Raw genomic sequence first — 17,372 nt, forward strand, 5'->3', positions numbered from 1 at the left:
AGCTAAGCCCTCCAGCGCCGATGGTACTGCACTCGTGAGGGTGTGGGAGAGTAGGACGCCGCCGGACAATCTTCCAGTCGAGGGCCGCCCCATCCGGGTCGGCCCTCGACTGCGTAGCGCCATTGGTGGCGCAATCAGGAAGGATGTACCTGTGAGTTCAGGACCGCAGGGCGGAGACCGTCCCCGTCGTTACGAAGACCGTACTGACGGTGCGGGCGGACGCGACCGCGGCCCGCGCCGCGATGATCGAGACCGGCCCCCGTACCGGGGAGACCGCGACAGCGGCGGCGGCGCCCGAGGCGGATACGCCGGCGGCCGCGACTCTGGCTCCCGTGGTGGTGACCGGGACAGCTCGCGTTCCAGCGCTCCCCGTGAGGGTGGTTTCCGGGGCGGCGACCGCGACGGTTCGCGTTCCAGCGCTCCCCGTGAGGGTGGTTTCCGGGGCGGCGACCGCGACGGTTCGCGTTCCAGCGCTCCCCGTGAGGGTGGTTTCCGGGGCGGCGACCGCGACGGTTCGCGTTCCAGCGCTCCCCGTGAGGGTGGCTACCGTGGCGGCGACCGCGACGGTTCCCGCTCGGGTGCTCCACGCGAAGGCGGCTTCCGCTCCGGCGCTCCCCGTGAGGGTGGCTTCCGTGGCGGCGACCGGGACGGTTCCCGTTCCGGTGCTCCACGCGAAGGCGGCTTCCGTGGCGGCGACCGTGACAGTGGTTTCCGCGGTGGCGACCGCCGCGAGGGTGGCTTCCGTGGTGGCGACCGGGACAGCTCCCGTTCCAGCGCTCCGCGCGAGGGTGGTTTCCGTGGTGGTGACCGTCGTGAGGGCGGTTACCAGGGTGGCGACCGCACTCGCTCCGGCCCGCCGCGCGAGGGTGGCTTCCGTGGTGGTGACCGCGACGGTGGTTTCCGCGGTGGCGACCGTCGTGAGGGTGGTTTCCGGGGTGGCGACCGCGATGGTTCGCGTTCCAGCGCCCCCCGTGAGGGTGGCTTCCGTGGTGGAGATCGCGACGGTGGTTTCCGTGGTGGTGACCGTCGTGAGGGTGGTTTCCGGGGTGGCGACCGCGATGGTTCGCGTTCCAGCGCCCCCCGTGAGGGTGGCTTCCGTGGTGGAGATCGCGACGGTGGTTTCCGTGGTGGTGACCGTCGTGAGGGTGGTTTCCGGGGTGGCGACCGCGATGGTTCGCGTTCCAGCGCCCCCCGTGAGGGTGGCTTCCGTGGTGGAGATCGCGACGGAGGCTTCCGGGGTGCCGACCGTGAGGGTGGTTTCCGGGGTGGCGACCGGGACGGTTCGCGCTCGGGTGCTCCCCGTGAGGGTGGCTTCCGTGGTGGTGACCGTCGTGAGGGCGGTTACCAGGGTGGCGATCGCACTCGCTCCGGCCCGCCGCGCGAGGGTGGCTTCCGCGGCGGCGACCGCGACGGCTCGCGTTCCAGCGCCCCCCGTGAGGGTGGCTTCCGCGGTGGAGATCGCGACGGAGGCTTCCGCAGCGGCGACCGCCGCGAAGGCGGCTTCCGGGGTGCCGACCGTGAGGGTGGTTTCCGGGGTGGTGACCGGGACGGTTCGCGCTCGGGTGCTCCCCGTGAGGGTGGCTTCCGTGGTGGTGACCGTGAGGGTGGTTTCCGTGGTGGTGACCGTCGTGAGGGCGGTTACCAGGGTGGCGATCGCACTCGCTCCGGCCCGCCGCGCGAGGGTGGCTTCCGCGGCGGAGATCGCGACGGTGGCTTCCGTGGCGGCGACCGCCGTGAGGGTGGTTTCCGGGGCGGCGACCGCGACGGTTCGCGTTCCAGCGCCCCCCGTGAGGGTGGCTTCCGGGGCGGCGACCGTCGTGAGGGTGGCTTCCGCGGTGGTGACCGGGACGGTTCGCGCTCGGGCGCTCCCCGTGAGGGTGGCTTCCGGGGCGGCGAGCGTACCGGGGGTTTCCGGGCCGACGAGCGGCCGCGTCGCGAGGGGGAGTTCCGTCGCGACGACCGTGCGGGTGGCTCCGAGTCGTTCGAGGGTGGGCGTAGTTCCGCCCCGGCGCTGCCGGACGACATCGTCGCGACCGACCTCGACAAGGACGTCCGCGCTGAACTGCTCTCGCTGAACAAGCCGGTCGCCGAGACGGTGGCCCGGCACCTGGTCGCGACCGGACAGCTGATCGACGAGGACCCGGCCGAGGCGTTGGCGCACGCGCTGGCCGCCCGGCGGCTCGCGTCGCGTATCTCCGCTGTCCGTGAGGCGGTCGGCCTGGCCGCGTACCACGCGGGGGAGTGGCAGTCGGCGATCGCCGAGCTGCGCACGTACCACCGGATGAGCGGGTTGCAGAGCCACCTGGCCGTGCTCGCGGACTGTGAGCGGGCTCTCGGCCGGCCGGAGCGGGCCATCGACCTGTTCCGTGGCGCGGACCGCGAGAAGCTGGACCAGGCCGTGGCGATCGAGCTGCTGATCGTCGCCGCCGGTGCGCGAGGCGACCTCGGGCAGAAGGACGCCGCGGTCGCGATGCTCCAGGTCCCGGACCTCACCAGTGAGGCCACCGTGCCGTGGACGGCCCGGCTGCGGTACGCGTACGCCGACGCGCTGCTCGCGGTGGGTCGGCGCGAGGAGGCCCGCGAGTGGTTCTCCCGCGCTGCCGACGTGGACACCGAGGGCGAGACCGACGCCGCCGAGCGGCTGCTCGAACTCGACGGCGTGGTCATTGAGGGTGACGACGAGGACGAGGCCGCCGAGGAGATCGCCGCAGGCCCGGGCGCTCCCGGCGCGGTGCCGGCCCGACCCGACGCCGACCTGACCGGCGACGACGACGATGACGATGACGATGACGATGACGATGACGATGACGATGATGACGAAGACGACGAAGACGACGACGAGGACTTCGACGACGACGAGGAGGACGTCGTTGTCGGCCGTCCCGGCGACGACGACGGCTTCGACGGCGAGGACGAGGACCGTCACCCCACCGAGAGCGGCAACGCCGACGTGGACACCGCTGGCGACAGCGGCGTGACGTCCGACGACGCGGCGGACACCGACGGGACCGTGCCGGCCCGGGACGACGAGTCGGGTTCGACGCAGCGGTGAGCGCGGGCGTGGGGGAGCGGCTGGTCGACGGGTACACCCTGGTCGTCTTCGATCTGGACGGCGTGATCTACCTGATCGACCGGCCGATCCCCGGCGCCGTCGAGGCGGTGGCCCGGCTGCACGCCGAGGGACGGGCGGTGGCGTACGCCACCAACAACGCGTCCCGCCGGTCCAGCGAGGTCGCTGACCTGCTGACCGGAATGGGTGTGCCGGCCCGGCCAGAGGAGGTCCTCACCTCCGCCGCCGCCTCGGCCGAGTTGCTGCGCGACCGGCTGCCCGCCGGCGCGCCGGTGCTGGTGGTCGGCGCGGAGGCGTTGCGCGCGGAGCTGCGCGCGGTCGGTCTGACCCCGGTCACCCAGGCCGACGAGAAGCCGGCGGCGGTGGTGCAGGGGTACGGCCCGCAGGTCGGCTGGGCCGAGCTGGCCGAGGCGTCGATCGCGGTCCGGGCGGGTGCGATCTGGATCGCCACCAACACCGATCGGACCCTGCCCAGCGGGCGGGGACCGTTGCCCGGCAACGGTTCGCTGGTCGCCGTGCTCCGTACGGCACTGGAGCGGGATCCCGACGTGGTGGTCGGCAAGCCGGAGCCGGCGCTGTTCGAGACCGCCGCTCGACGCAGTGGCGGTGGGCGGAGCCTGGTGGTGGGTGACCGGCTGGACACCGACATCGAGGGTGCCCGCCGGGCTGGGCTGGACAGCCTGCTCGTGCTCACCGGCGTCAGCGGCGTGCCGGAGCTGCTGGCTGCCGAGCCGCAGCGCCGTCCGACGTACGTCGCGAGGGACCTGGCGGGGCTCTTCGACCCGGCAGCCGCCGTGCGGGTCCCGGGCCCGGCGGACGCCGGCGGCTGGTCCGTGACCGACCAGGACGGCACGCTGGAGCTGACCGGGGCCGGTCGGCCGCTGGACGCCCTGGCCGCGCTCTGCGCGGTGGCCTGGTCGGCGCCGGCGCCGGCGCTGCCGAAGATCCGTCCGGTGGGCCCGGACGCGGCCCACGCGGTGGAGAGTTTCGGTCTGACCGCGGCGGCGTGACCCGGCCAGCCAAACAGTCAGAGCAGCTTGCGCAACTTGAGCAGGTCGAACGGGTTCGCCTTGATCGACACCCGGCGGGAGGTCACCGCGTTGGTGACGTCCAGGTCGCCACGGACCAGGGCGAGCAGGTCGTCGCTGGACGTGCTCAGCGCGATCTTGGCCTTGGGGTCGTCGCCGTCGGTCAGCTCGACCAGCCGACCGCCGGTGATCCGGCCGTGGAACGCGGTGTCCAGGTCGGTGATCCGGCAGGCCAGCGTGCGGTCCAGGTCGATCCGTTCGCGTACCGTCTCGGCGTTGCGATCCAACCGGGCGGCCAGCTCCTGCAACGCCTGCCGGCACTCGTCCACGCTGGCCACATCTCCCCCTCGCTGATCGCCACGCCGTCCTCGGCACCGTACCGCACGGGTCGGTCCGAGGTGCCCGGTAGCGTGACACCTGCAAACCCCGCCCCGTGGAAGGACTCAGGCATGCAGGACGCGTGGCGCGCCTACCTCGAGCTGGCCATGGGCCTTGCGGAGGTGCCCCGGAAGAAGGCCCAGGACGTGGCACGTCGCCTCGTCGGCTCGGGCGGGGCGACCGCCGCCCAACTTCAGGCCCTCGGCGAGGAGCTGGTCAGCACCGGCGCCGCCAACCGGGAGGCACTGACCAAGCTGGTTCGTTTCGAGGTCGACCGGGCCCTCGGCGCGGTCGGTCTGGCCACCGCCGACGAGGTGGCCGAGCTGACCCGACGGGTGCACGATCTGGAACGGCAGCTACGGGAGGCGCGGGCCGCCGAGCCGGCCGGCGCGCCGACCGCCGGCCCCACGCCGCAACCCGACCCGACCGTCGCCGCGCAGCCCGGCACCGGTCTCGTGCCGTCCGACGGCTCGGCCGGTGCCCCGGTCTCCGCGCCGGTGGCGAAGAAGGCCGTCGCGAAGAAGGCGGTGGCGAAGAAGGCCGTCGCCAAGAAGGCCATCGCCAGGAAGCCCCCGGCGACGATCAGCCGGACCGCCGACGAGGAGGTCCCGACGCCGGCCGTGATGCCCGCCAAGAAGGCGGTCCGCAAGCAGCGGCCGGACGACGCCGAATGACCCGCCCCGGTCCACCGCCCGGCGGGTCCTTCCCGGCCCGGCCCGCTCCGCCGGCTGGCAACTCCTTCCCGGCCCGCCCCGGCCCGTCGGCCGGCGGCCCGCCCCGGCCCGGTCCGCCGGTGGGTGCCCGCCCCGGACCGCCGCCGGACCTCGGGGACGAGGAGACGCGGCATCCGGCGGTGGACGCCGCCGTGCGGGCCATCGCCAACGCGGCGACGCTCGCTCCCGCCGACCAGATCGCCCAGTACGAGGCGGCCTACGAGACGCTGCGGGAAACCCTCGCCACCATCGACCAGACCTGAGTGGGACGACCAGGCCTGAGCAGACCGGAGAACCACCCATGGCACGTCGTAACCGGCTGGACGCCGAACTCGTCCGCCGCGGTCTGGCCCGCTCCCGTGAGCAGGCCGCCGCGTTGGTCGAGGCCGGCCGGGTCCAACTGCGGGGCGTGGTCGCCCGCAAGGCGGCCGCGATGGTCGACCCCGCCGACCCGCTCCTGGTGACCGGCGCGGACCCGGCCGAGGAGTACGTCTCCCGGGGCGGGCACAAGCTCGCCGGCGCGCTGGCCGCGTTCGCCCCCGGTGGGCTGCACGTCGCCGGGCGGCGTTGCCTGGACGCGGGAGCGTCGACCGGTGGGTTCACCGACGTGCTGCTGCGCGCCGACGCCGCCGAGGTGGTGGCCGTGGACGTCGGCTACGGGCAGCTCGCCTGGCCGCTGCGTACGAACGAGCGGGTCCGCGTTCTGGAACGCACCAATGTCCGTACCCTCGATGCTGACGCGATCGGTGGCCAGGTCGACCTCACGGTGGCCGACCTGTCGTTCATCTCGCTGCGGCTGGTGCTGCCGGCGCTGGCCGGCTGCACCCGCGACGACGGTGACCTGGCATTGATGGTCAAGCCGCAGTTCGAGGTCGGCAAGGACCGGGTCGGCGCCGGTGGTGTGGTCCGCGACCCGGAATTGCGCGCCGAAGCGGTGCTCGACGTGGCCGCGACGGCCGCGCGGCTCGGCCTCGGGCTGGCCGACGTGGCGGCCAGCCCACTGCCCGGGCCGAGCGGCAACGTGGAGTTCTTCGTATGGTTGCGCCGGGGCGCACCAGCGGCCGACCCACAGCGGGTACGGGCCGTGGTGGCGGCCGGGCCGGACGGCTCGACGACGACCGGCGACGTGCCGGACGTGGCGGCGGAGGAGGTCGCAGGGTGAACACGCGCAGCGAGGGCGTCGCAATGGGTCACGCGCCGACACGCGGCCGCGCCGAGGCGACGGTGCCGGTGGCGCGACGCCGCCCGGCCCGGCGTGGGTGGGTGGCCCGATGAGCCGGACCGCGCTGCTGGTGACCCACACCGGTCGTCGGCGCAGCACGGAGCATGCCCGGTCGGTCGCCGCCGACCTGATCGACGCGGGTTTCGAGGTACGGGTGGTCGCCGACGAGGCCGACGACCTCGACCTGCCCGGTGTGGTGCCGGTGGCCGGCCCGCAGGCCGCCGAGGGCGCCGAGATCGTCTTCGCGCTCGGTGGGGACGGCACCTTCCTGCGCGCCGCCGAGCTGGCCCGGCCGGCGAAGGCGCCGCTGCTCGGCATCAACCTGGGCAAGGTGGGCTTCCTGGCGGAGGCGGAGATCGACGACCTGGACACCGCGGTCCGGGACGTCGTCGGCCGCAACTACACGGTCGACGAGCGGCTCACCCTGGACGTCACGGCCGAGTTCGACGGTGGGCCGACCATCGAGTCCTGGGCGCTCAACGAGATCAGCATCGAGAAGGGCGAGCGGGCCCAGATGCTGGAGCTGCTCGTCGACGTGGACGGGCGGCCGCTGTCGCGCTACGGCTGCGACGGTGTCGTCTGCGCCACCCCCACCGGCTCCACCGCGTACGCGTTCTCCGGTGGCGGACCGGTGGTCTGGCCGGAGGTGGAGGCGTTGCTGCTGGTGCCGATCAGCGCGCACGCGTTGTTCAGCCGCCCACTGGTCACCGCTCCGACGTCCACGTTCGTGATCACCGTCGACCCGTTCACCACCCTCGCCGTGCTCTCCTGCGACGGCCGGCGGGTCTATGACCTGCCACCGGGTGCACGGGTGACGGTGCGTCGGGGCGCCCTGCCGGTGCGCATCGTGCGGCTACGCCCCCGACCGTTCACCGACCGGCTGGTGGCCAAGTTCGGCCTCCCCGTGCACGGGTGGCGCGGCAGCCGCCGGTGACCGCGGGGCACACCGTCGGTTGACGACAGTTGTCCACCTGACGACATGTCGCCGCTGCGGCGGCGGGCGACTAGTGACCTGGTGACGCGCTCCGACGCAGACTCCGATCGGCCCTCATCTACGGATGGCGGGCCTGGAGGAGTAGAGGAGCGCATCGCATGCACTGGTCCCCACGCTGGCTCGCGGTCAGCGCGGTCGGCGCATTGGTGGTCGGCGTCGCCGCACCGGCGTCCGCCGACCCGCCCGCCCGGCCCACCGGCCCGACCTCGGGCACGCCCACCCCGCACGCGGCACCCGTCCGCGTCACCCTGATCACCGGCGACCAGGTCGACCTGGTGCAGGCGGCACCCGGTCGGGTCGCCGCCACTGTCCGCCCGGGACCCGGGCGCGAGCGCGTCATCTTCCAGACCCTGGAGGTCGACGGCCGGCTGCGGGTGCTGCCTGGCGACGCCCTGCCCTACGTCTCGAGCGGGGCCCTCGACGCCAACCTGTTCGACGTGCAGGAGTTGGCCGCCGACGGATACGGCGACGCCAAGCAGGGCGCGTTGCCACTGATCGTGCGTTACCAGGAGCAGGCGGCCGGGCGGGTCAAACCGCTTGCCGGCGCCACCGACGCCCGGCCGCTGGAGAGCATCAACGGCGCGGCGCTGCGGGTCGGCAAGGGCGCCCTCGGTGGCCTGTGGACCACGCTCGCCGGCACGCCGGCCAACCGGACCACGACTGCCGCCGCGCCCCGGCTGGGTGCTGGCATCGCCCGTATCTGGCTGGACGCGCGGGTCCGCCCGACGCTGGAGCACTCCGTGCCGCAGATCGGCGCCCCGACGGCCTGGGCGGCCGGGAGCGACGGCACCGGCGTGAAGGTGGCGGTGCTCGACACCGGTGTCGACGCCACCCACCCGGACCTGGCCGGTCGGATCGCCGAGGCGCAGGACTTCTCCGACAGCGGCAGCGCCCGCGACGGGCACGGCCACGGCACCCACGTGGCCGCCACCATCGCCGGCAGCGGGGCCGCGTCCGACGGGCGACGCAAGGGCGTCGCCCCGGGCGCGCAGTTGCTGGTCGGCAAGGTGCTCGACGACGGTGGCTCCGGCTACAGCTCGTCCATCATCGCCGGCATGGAGTGGGCCGCCCACTCCGGCGCGAAGGTGGTCAGCATGAGCCTCGGCGGCGACCCGACCGACGGCACCGACCCGATGAGCCAGGCGGTGAACGACCTGACCGCCGAGACCGGGGCGCTCTTCGTGGTCGCCGCCGGCAACTCGGGTGCCGCGCGTACCGTCGCCGCGCCCGGCGCGGCCGCCGCGGCGCTCACCGTCGGCGCGGTGGACCGCGCCGACAACCTGGCGGAGTTCTCCAGCCGGGGCCCGCGCCTCGGCGACAACGGCCTCAAGCCCGAGATCACCGCGCCGGGCGTCGGCATCGTCGCCGCCCGGGCCGCCGGCACCGCCATGGGTACGCCGGTGGACGACGCCTACACGACCGCGTCCGGCACCTCGATGGCCACCCCGCACGTGGCCGGGGCGGCGGCGATCCTCGCCCAGGAACACCCGGACTGGCCCGCCGCGAAGCTCAAGGACGCGCTGGTCAGCACCACGAAGGCGAACCCGGCGTTGACCGTCTTCGAGCAGGGTGGCGGTCGGGTCGACGTGGCGCGGGCGCTCGGCCAGCGGGTGTACGCCTCGGCCACCGTGGACTTCGGCCGGATCTCCACCGGCGGTACCGCGGTCGAGCGGACCGTGACGTACACCAACGGCACGAAGACCGCGCAGACCCTGCGGTTGGCTCTGGAACTTAGCAACCTGGACACCGATGCGGCCGAGACCGACGGGGTCACCGTCGGCTCCGAGGTGAGTGTGCCGGCGGGCGGCAGCGTGGCCGTGCCGCTGCGCGCCGACCCGGCGAAGCTGGGCCGGGGCCCGCACGGTGGCTGGCTGGTGGCGACCGGCACGGACGGCGTCGCCGTGCGCACCCCGGTCGGGCTCACCGTCAGCGGCCCCGTGCACCAGCTCACCATCAAGTTGCTGGACCGGCAGGGTCAGCCGGGCCTCTCGCCAGGGTTGACCGTCTTCGGTGAGCAGCCCGAGTCGGACTTCTGGGGCCCGTGGGGCGGCGAGGGCACCCTTCAGGTCGAGGAGGGCGCGTACGTGCTGACCGCGCTGGTCACGCACGGCGTCCCCCTGGACGAGCAGATGACCCAGATCATCGAGCCGGAGGTGGTCGTCGACCGGGACCTGACCGTGGTGCTCGACGCGCGCAAGGCCACGCCGGTGCGGATCGAGACGCCGAAGCCCAGCGAGCAGCGGGCCACGCTCAGCTACTACGTGCACCGGGTGCTGGGCAACGGTCGGCAGATCGACCACGGTGTGATGGCCTACAGCACCGTTCAGCAGGTCAACGTCACGCCGACCCGCCAGGTGCGCCAGGGCGAGTTCGAGTTCGCCTCCCGTTGGCAGCTCGTCGCGCCCATGGTGGACGCGACGATCAGCGGGGTGTCCGGTCCGTCGGACATCAACCTGCTGGGCACGTCGCCGGCGCCGACCGGTCGGCGGAAGCTGCCGCTGGTCTGGGCCGGCACCGGCACTCCCGCCGAGCTGACCCGGGTGCGGGGCGCTGCCGTGCTGCTCAGCACCGACCCGAACCGCTCGGAGGAGGAGCAGGTGACCGCCGCCGCGGCAGCCGGCGCCGCCGCGGTGCTGATCGTCCGGCCGGAGGACCAGAGCGCGTGGACGGTCTGGCGGCCCACCGGGGAGCGGCTGCCGATCCCGTCGATGGTGGTCGCGTACGACGACGGGCAGAAAGTCATCGCGGCGGTCCGGAAGCGCCACACGACGCTGGACCTGACGTTGACCGTGGACAGCCCCTACCTGTACGACGTGTGGCAGGTGTCGAAGGGTCGGGTGCCGGAGCGTGTCGTGCACACGGTGACCTCGAAGAACACCGCCGAGGTGACCGCGAGCTACGGCGACACGGGTGCGGGCTGGGCCACCGAGGAGCGGTTCGGCTGGCGTCCGTGGCAGGAGTACGCGTGGAACGACGACCAGCGGATGGTCCGCAACGGCACCACCCGCCAGGAGTTCGTCAGCGCCGGGGACTCCTGGTGGCAGCACCGGGTGCTGCACAAGCAGATGTTCATGCAGTGGGGGCAGTTGGCCGGTGGCCTCACCCAGCAACCCCGACGCTACGCCGCCGACGACCGGGTGACCGAGACCTGGCACGCGCCGGTGATCCGCCCGGCCGTCCCGGCCAGCGGGGCGCCGGTGCCCACCCGCACCGGTGACAACCTGGAGCTGCGGGTGCCCGAGTTCGTCGACGCCGAGGGGCACTACAGCGTGGCCAGCGAGAGCGAGGAGTCGGACACCGTCTCGGCGCGCGTCAGCCGCAACGGGCAGCAGCTCGCGGACCTCTCCGACGGCTGGGCGCCGGTGCCCACGACCGCCGGGGCGGCCCGCTACCGCCTGGACGTGACCACCCAGCGGTCCTCGGCCGAGTGGCGCTACGGCACGCGGACCGACACGGCCTGGGAGTTCACCTCGGCCCGACCGGCGGGCGACGCCGCCACGCCGCTGTCGCTGCTCCAGGTGGACTACCGGGTGCCGGCGGACCTGCTCGGCACGGTACGCGGCAACCGGTCGCACCAGCTCGGGCTGACCCTGCGGCAGCCGGCCGGGGTGCCGGCGCCGACCGGTACCAGCGTCCGGGTGCAGGTCTCCTTCGACGGGGGCGTCACCTGGCGTAACGCGCCGACCACGGGGTCGGGCACCCGGTACACCGCGACAGTGCCGGCGGGGCGCGGAACGGTGTCGCTGCGGGTGCACGCCGCCGACCGGGCCGGGAACACCGTTGACCAGACGGTGCTCCAGGCGTACGGGCTGCGCTGATCGGCAGGGCGGGGCGGCCTGGCCGTCCCGCCCGTCCGGTTGAGGGGTCCGCCGTCGGTCGACGGCGGGCCCTTTCGGCGTCAGAGCCAGCCGCGTCGGGCCACCTGGAACGCCAACCCGGGCCGGGTGTCCACCCCGGCGGCGGCCATCAGGTCGGCGATCCGCCGTTGCACGGTGCGCCGGCTCACCCCGAGCTGGGAGGCGATGGACTTGTCCGGTACGCCCGCCACGAACAGCGACAGCAGCCGCGCCTCGTCGGCGTCGGGCTGGTAACCGTCGCCCGGATGGTCCTCCGGCTCCGGCCGTCGCGCCTCGGGGGCCGTGACGGCGAGCGGGTCGTCGAGCCGCAGCCGGGTGGCCACCCGCCAGTGACTCTCGAAGAGGGCGAGCAGCGCGTCGAGCAGTTGACTGCGACCGATCACGGCGGCACTCGGTTCCCCGCCGTCGCGGTCCGGCACCAGCGGGCAGATGGCCGTGCGGGCGTCCACGATGGCCAGTCGGACCGGCAACCGGTCCAGGATGCGGGCCTGCTCCCCGGCGGCGACCCCCTTGGCCAGGTCGGCCAACGCGCCCGGCTCCAGCAGCAGGTCACGCTCGTAGATGGCCCGGTAGCTCACCCCCCGGGCCAGCGCGTCGAACTCCTCGACATTCTCCGGGCCGGCCATGGCGAGGGGATTGGCCCGGCAGAACCAGAGCACCTCGGTCCGCGCCGAGTTCTGCAGGTCGCGCAGCCGGTCCCGAAGAACCCGGCCACCGGTGATCACCTCCACCAGGTGGTCGACGTGGTGTCGGCGCAGCCCGGAGCGGTACTCCTCGGCCAGTTGGGTGACCAGCCGGCGGGCCGACTCCAGGTCCTCCTGGCGGCGCAGCAGCGTGCCGCCGAGGGCGACGTCCGGGGCGGTGGGGCGCAGCGGGGCGTCCGGGTCGTTGTCGCTGCGCTGCACGAGGCCCTTGCCGCGCAACGCCTCGACCTGGGCGACGACCTGCTCACGGGGCCGGTGCAGGCGCCCGGCCAACTCGTCGATGCGGGCCGTGGTGAGCTGGAGCAGGCAGCGGTAGAGCTCCTCCTCAGCCGAGGTCAGGCCGATCACGTCCAACACGGGGCAGAACTGTACGTCGGCCGGGTACGGGCCCTGTCCGGGCCCGTCGGCTGGTCAAGTGTCGGGCCTCGCGTCTACTGTCGGTGGCTGTGCTGGAAGAGCTGCGCATCACCGGACTGGGCGTCATCGAGGACACCACGCTGCCGTTGACCGGCGGCATGAACGTCATCACCGGCGAGACCGGTGCGGGCAAGACGATGGTGGTCACCGGCCTCGGCCTGCTCTTCGGCGGCCGGGCCGACGCCGGGCGGGTCCGCGCCCAACCCGGCCGGGCGGTGGTGGAGGGGCGGCTGCGGCTGCACGGGCGGGTCGCCGACGCCGTGCACGCGCGGATCACCGAGGCCGGTGGCGAACCGGACGAGGACGGCGCGGTGCTGCTGAGCCGCACGGTGACGGTGGAGGGGCGCTCCCGCGCCCACGTCGGTGGCCGCAGCATGCCGGTGTCGATGCTCGGTGAGGTCGGCGAGCAGGCGGTCGCCGTCCACGGCCAGTCCGACCAGCTGCGGCTGCTGCGCCCGGCCGAGCAGCGGGCCGCACTGGACCGGTTCGCCGGCCCCGCACACGAGAAGCTGCTCGACGCGCTGCGTGAGGCGTACACGGGGTGGCGTCGGGTGGTCGACGACCTGGCCGATCGGCGGCGCAACGCCCGCGAGCGCAACCAGGAGGCCGACCTGCTGCGGCTGGGCCTCGACGAGATCACCCGGGTCGATCCGCAGCCCGGCGAGGACGACGAGCTGAAGACCGAGGCGCAGCGGCTGGAGCACGCCGAGGGCCTGCGGACGGCCGCGCAGATCGCCCAGCAGTGCGTGGCCGGTGGCGCGGAGGCCGCCGACGAGACCCCGGACGCGGCGGCGCTGCTCGGCACCGCCCGGCGGACCCTGGAGGCGCAGTCCGGCACCGATCCGGCGCTCGGTGAGCTGGCGGCCCGCCTGGAGGAGGCGGCCACGCTGGTCACCGACGTGTCCGCGGAGCTGTCGGCGTACCTGGCGACGCTGGACGCGGACCCGGCCCGGTTGCAGCACGTCTACGAGCGGCGGGCGGCGTTGCGCGCGTTGACCCGCAAGTACGCCGACGACGTCGACGGGGTGATCGCCTGGGCCGATCGGGCGCGCACCCGACTGTCCGATCTGGACATGTCCGACGACCTGCTCGACGAGTTGGAGCGGGAGGGTCAGCGGCTCGCCGTCGAGGTGGCCGACCTGGCCGGGCGGGTGTCCACCTCCCGGCAGGAGGCGGCGATCCGCTTCGCCGACCAGGTCACCGTCGAGTTGGCCGGGCTGGCCATGCCCCACGCGCGGATCGAGGTGGCGGTGCTGCCCCGTCCGGCCGGGCGTGCCGAGCCGACGCTCGCGGTCAACGGTGTCGAGGTGGGTGTCACCCCGGACGGCGGTGACGAGGTGGAGCTGCGGTTGCTGGCCCATCCGGGCGCGCCGTCGCTGCCGTTGCAGCGCGGCGCCTCCGGCGGTGAGCTGTCCCGGGTGATGCTCGCCATCGAGGTCGTGTTCGCCGGTTCGGGCGGCCCGCCCACGTTGGTCTTCGACGAGGTCGACGCGGGGGTCGGCGGTCAGGCGGCGGTGGAGATCGGCCGCCGGTTGGCCCGGCTGGCCCGCAGCCATCAGGTGCTGGTGGTCACGCACCTGCCGCAGGTGGCCGCCTTCGCCGACCGGCACCTGGTGGTGGCGAAGGACACCGGCGGCGCGGTGACGACCAGCGGGGTGCGGGTGGTGGAGGACACCGAGCGGGCCCGGGAGTTGGCGCGCATGCTGGCGGGTTTGCCCGATTCAGATCTGGGTATCGCCCACGCCGAGGAGCTTCTGGCCGTGGCCGCCAAGGAAAGGCGGTTGTGACGCCGCGTATTGTGAGCGCAAGCACACCGGCTTGTGCCGGTGTGTGCTTCCCTGGGTAGGCGGCCCTGCTCAGGCATGTCGCGACAGAAAAGCCTGCCTCACATGCCAGGATGGTCACGATGCGTCTACCCACGTTGCGCCGGAACCGGAACTCCGAACCGGGCAGAGTCCTCGGCACCGCGCGCCTTGATCGCCGGACGAAACGCCTGGTCGGTCGACTGCGCCCCGGTGACATCGCGGTCATCGACCACGTCGACCTGGACCGGGTGGCGGCCGACTCGCTCGTCGCCGTCGGGGTCGCGGCGGTGCTCAACGCCAAACCCTCGGTCTCCGGCCGTTACCCGAACCTCGGCCCGGAGGTGTTGATCGCCGCCGGCATTCCGCTCCTCGACGACCTGGGTGAGGGCGTCTTCGAGCGGATCCGCGAGGGCGACCAGGTGCGCATCGAGGGCAACACGGTCTTCGCCGGTGACGAGCCGGTGGCGCACGGCAGCCTTCAGGACGCCGAGTCGGTCGGCAAGGCGATGGCCGACGCCCGGGAGGGTCTGTCGGTGCAGTTGGAGGCGTTCGCCGCCAACACGATGGACTACCTGCGCCAGGAACGCGACCTGCTGCTCGACGGTGTCGGCGTGCCGGACATCGAGACCCAGATGCAGGGTCGGCACTGCCTGATCGTGGTGCGCGGCTACGACTACAAGGCCGACCTGGACGTGCTGCGGCCGTACATCCGGGAGTTCAAGCCGGTGCTCATCGGCGTCGACGGCGGCGCGGACGCCCTGGTCGAGGCCGGCTACACCCCCGACATGATCATCGGGGACATGGATTCGGTCACCGACGACGTGCTGCGCTGCGGCGCCGAGGTGATCGTGCACGCGTACCCGGACGGGCGTGCGCCCGGCCTGCCCCGGGTCAACGGCCTCGGTGTGCCGGCCATCACCTTCCCGGCCGCGGCGACCAGCGAGGACCTGGCCATGTTGCTCGCCGACGAGAAGGGCGCCTCGCTGCTGGTCGCGGTCGGCACCCACGCCACCCTCGTCGAGTTCCTCGACAAGGGCCGCGGCGGGATGGCCTCGACGTTCCTGACCCGGCTGAAGGTCGGCGGCAAGCTGGTCGACGCCAAGGGGGTGAGCCGGCTCTACCGGCAGAGCATCTCCGGTTCGTCGCTGCTGCTGCTGGTGTTGTCGGCGATCGCGGCGATGGCGTCCGCGGTGGCCGTGTCGACCGTCGGGAAGGCGTACCTGGGCGTGGTCGCCGAGTGGTGGGACAATTTCGTGTTCCAGCTGTACCGGCTCTTCTAGTTCCCGACCGATCAAGAGGCTGCAAGCGTGATCAACTTCCGCTACCACGTGGTGTCCCTCACCGCGGTCTTCCTGGCTCTGGCGATCGGCCTGGTGGTCGGCACAGCCGCCCTCAACGGCCCGGTCGCCGACTCGCTCAAGGAGCAGGTCACCGGGCTACGCAAGGACAACCAGCAGTGGCGCCAGACGGTCAGCAACATGGAGAAGCAACTCGCGCTTGAGGAAGAGTTCGCCGAGGAGATCTCCCAGGTCGTCCTGCCCGGCACTCTCACCGGGCGTCGGGTCGTGGTGCTCAGCCTGCCCAACGGGCGCGACCACACCGAGGGTGTGCTCAAGAAGCTCCAGCAGGCCGGGGCCACCATCACGGGTCAGGTCGACCTGCAGGACAAGTTCATCAACCCGGACAACAACTCCAACCTGCTGGAGTTGGCCGTCACCGCGGCCCGCCCGACCGCGCAGACCACCGGCCTGCCGGGCAACGGGCACGGCGTGGAGACCTCCAGCGCGCTGCTGGCCAGCGTCCTGCTGGACCGGGCCCAGGGCGTCGCGCCGGTCAGTGACGCCGACCGGCGGGCGGTGCTCGCCGCCTACAACAACGCCGGCTACCTGACCACCGACAGCAACAAGGTCACCGCCTCGGCGGAAGCCGTGGTCGTGGTCAGCGGCCAGCCGTACGTCGACAAGGACTCCGACAAGCGGGACGAGTCGGTCGTCAAGATCGCCGAGCAGTTCGACCGGACCGGGGCGATCGTGGTGGGTGGCAACGGTTCCGTCGGCGGCAACCTGGTCGGCGTGGTGCGCGGCGACCCGGTGCTCGCCCAGACCATCTCGACGGTCGACAACGCCAACACCGTGCAGGGCCAGGTGGTCACCACCCTCGCCCTGGTGCAGCAACTCACCGAGAAGAAGGCCGGGCAGTACGGCGTCGGCGACAACGCGCCCTCGCTGCTGCCTAGACTGCCCCAGTGAGCGAACGACGTACCCCCGTGTCCGGATCCGACCAGGTGGCGCCTGACCGAGCCAGCGAGGTGGCGGCGTGAGCGCGCTGGGCCGGCTGTTGATCGCCGGCGCGGGAGCCGCTGCGGCCCGCTACGCGCTGCGTGAGGCGCGCACCTCGCCGGCCGGGCCCGCGTTGGAGCGCACCAACTTCCGTGGCCGCACGGTGAGCCTGGCCGCCGGGCCGGCGCTGGCCGCTGGCGCGGCCGCCGCTGGTGCCTTCGGCGCCACCGGCGGCGCCGCCGGTGGCGCCGCCCTGGTCGCCGGTCTCGGCGCGGGCGGCGTCGGCCTGTACGACGACGTGGTCGGCGCGCGGCCGGAGCAGAAGGCGGCCAAGGGCTTCGCCGGGCACCTCGCCGCGCTGCGCGAGGGGCGGGTCACCGCCGGTCTGGTCAAGGTCGTCGGGGTGGGCGCGGCCGGGCTGGGCGCCGCCGCGCTGCTCGCCGCCGACCCCCGGGTCGCCGCGCACCCGCGCCGGCAGCGGCACGGTGCGTTCGGCCGGGGTGTCGATGTGCTGCTCGGCGCCGGCGTGATCGCCGGCACGGCCAACCTGCTCAACCTGCTCGACCTGCGGCCGGGCCGCGCCCTCAAGTCCGGGCTGCTGCTCGCCGCGCCGCTGACCGGCGGCCCGCAGGGCGGGATCGCCGCGGGCGCGGCCGGTGCCGCCGCCGGTCTGCTCCGCGACGACCTGGCCGAGGACGTGATGCTCGGCGACAGTGGCGCGAACGCGCTCGGGGCGCTGCTCGGCGTCGCGCTCGCCGCGCGTACCGGCCCGCTCGGCCGGGCCGGTCTGCTCGCCGTCCTCGCCGGGCTCACCGCCGCCAGCGAGAAGGTCAGCTTCACCGCGGTGATCCAGCGGACGCCGGGGCTGCGCGAACTCGACGCACTGGGCCGGCGCGCCGACTGAC

The 17,372-nt window shown here is 73.6% G+C and carries 14 protein-coding genes; 11 read left to right on the plus strand and 3 right to left on the minus strand.

Features of this window, described 5'->3' with window-relative positions:
- Window positions 1-157 precede the first annotated feature (157 nt).
- The gene (locus AC5L30_RS32165) at window positions 158-2,161 is read right to left on the minus strand and encodes a hypothetical protein (RefSeq protein ID WP_494871969.1); all 2,004 of its coding nucleotides are present in this window, start codon (window positions 2,159-2,161) and stop codon (window positions 158-160) included.
- On the opposite strand from AC5L30_RS32165, the gene AC5L30_RS32170 reads away from it, so the two are divergent.
- Together AC5L30_RS32170 and AC5L30_RS32175 are read left to right on the plus strand one after the other, a co-directional pair.
- Window positions 2,096-3,052: a tetratricopeptide repeat protein gene (locus tag AC5L30_RS32170; RefSeq protein ID WP_494871971.1), complete on the plus strand. Its 957-nt coding sequence runs from the start codon at window positions 2,096-2,098 to the stop codon at window positions 3,050-3,052. The two genes, AC5L30_RS32165 and AC5L30_RS32170, sit on opposite strands and share 66 nt — an antisense overlap.
- Entirely contained in the window at window positions 3,049-4,080 is a 1,032-nt protein-coding gene (locus AC5L30_RS32175; protein WP_494871973.1) for an HAD-IIA family hydrolase, read from the plus strand. Before AC5L30_RS32170 ends, AC5L30_RS32175 begins: the two co-directional genes overlap by 4 nt.
- 17 nt (window positions 4,081-4,097) lie before the next feature.
- Here the strand turns inward: AC5L30_RS32175 and AC5L30_RS32180 are convergent, their stop codons facing one another.
- A complete protein-coding gene (locus AC5L30_RS32180; protein WP_030334914.1) occupies window positions 4,098-4,436 on the minus strand; it encodes an SCP2 sterol-binding domain-containing protein in 339 nt (112 codons plus the stop codon).
- 111 nt (window positions 4,437-4,547) lie between these two features.
- On the opposite strand from AC5L30_RS32180, the gene AC5L30_RS32185 reads away from it, so the two are divergent.
- The 5 genes from AC5L30_RS32185 (at window position 4,548) to AC5L30_RS32205 (ending at window position 11,223) form a co-directional block, all read left to right on the plus strand.
- Complete coding sequence (locus AC5L30_RS32185; RefSeq protein ID WP_494871975.1) at window positions 4,548-5,150, plus strand: phasin family protein; 603 nt, start codon at window positions 4,548-4,550, stop codon at window positions 5,148-5,150.
- A gap of 119 nt (window positions 5,151-5,269) precedes the next feature.
- Window positions 5,270-5,452: a hypothetical protein gene (locus AC5L30_RS32190; protein ID WP_494872007.1), complete on the plus strand. Its 183-nt coding sequence runs from the start codon at window positions 5,270-5,272 to the stop codon at window positions 5,450-5,452.
- A gap of 38 nt (window positions 5,453-5,490) precedes the next feature.
- Window positions 5,491-6,351 carry a TlyA family RNA methyltransferase gene (locus tag AC5L30_RS32195; RefSeq protein WP_494871977.1) on the plus strand — a complete coding sequence of 287 codons (861 nt, stop codon included), beginning with the start codon at window positions 5,491-5,493 and terminating at the stop codon, window positions 6,349-6,351.
- A 109-nt stretch (window positions 6,352-6,460) separates the two neighbouring features.
- Complete coding sequence (locus AC5L30_RS32200; protein ID WP_091407282.1) at window positions 6,461-7,345, plus strand: NAD kinase; 885 nt, start codon at window positions 6,461-6,463, stop codon at window positions 7,343-7,345.
- Window positions 7,346-7,503: 158 nt separating this feature from the next.
- Entirely contained in the window at window positions 7,504-11,223 is a 3,720-nt protein-coding gene (locus AC5L30_RS32205) for a S8 family serine peptidase (protein ID WP_494871979.1), read from the plus strand.
- An 80-nt stretch (window positions 11,224-11,303) separates the two neighbouring features.
- Here the strand turns inward: AC5L30_RS32205 and AC5L30_RS32210 are convergent, their stop codons facing one another.
- Window positions 11,304-12,323, minus strand: a complete 1,020-nt coding sequence (locus AC5L30_RS32210; RefSeq protein WP_494871981.1) for a helix-turn-helix domain-containing protein — start codon at window positions 12,321-12,323, stop codon at window positions 11,304-11,306.
- Between the two features lie 89 nt (window positions 12,324-12,412).
- Here AC5L30_RS32210 and recN point away from each other — a divergent pair, with 89 nt between their 5' ends.
- The 4 genes from recN (at window position 12,413) to AC5L30_RS32230 (ending at window position 17,371) form a co-directional block, all read left to right on the plus strand.
- A complete protein-coding gene (gene recN / locus AC5L30_RS32215; RefSeq protein ID WP_494872008.1) occupies window positions 12,413-14,170 on the plus strand; it encodes a DNA repair protein RecN in 1,758 nt (585 codons plus the stop codon).
- A gap of 119 nt (window positions 14,171-14,289) precedes the next feature.
- Window positions 14,290-15,468 (plus strand): putative cytokinetic ring protein SteA, encoded by a 1,179-nt coding sequence (steA, locus tag AC5L30_RS32220; protein ID WP_091407271.1) that lies wholly within the window; start codon window positions 14,290-14,292, stop codon window positions 15,466-15,468.
- A 27-nt stretch (window positions 15,469-15,495) separates the two neighbouring features.
- Window positions 15,496-16,437: a copper transporter gene (locus tag AC5L30_RS32225; RefSeq protein WP_238661092.1), complete on the plus strand. Its 942-nt coding sequence runs from the start codon at window positions 15,496-15,498 to the stop codon at window positions 16,435-16,437.
- A gap of 67 nt (window positions 16,438-16,504) precedes the next feature.
- Window positions 16,505-17,371 carry a hypothetical protein gene (locus tag AC5L30_RS32230; protein ID WP_406066093.1) on the plus strand — a complete coding sequence of 289 codons (867 nt, stop codon included), beginning with the start codon at window positions 16,505-16,507 and terminating at the stop codon, window positions 17,369-17,371.
- Window position 17,372 lies beyond the last annotated feature (1 nt).

The organism is Micromonospora sp. BQ32 (assembly GCF_059358895.1).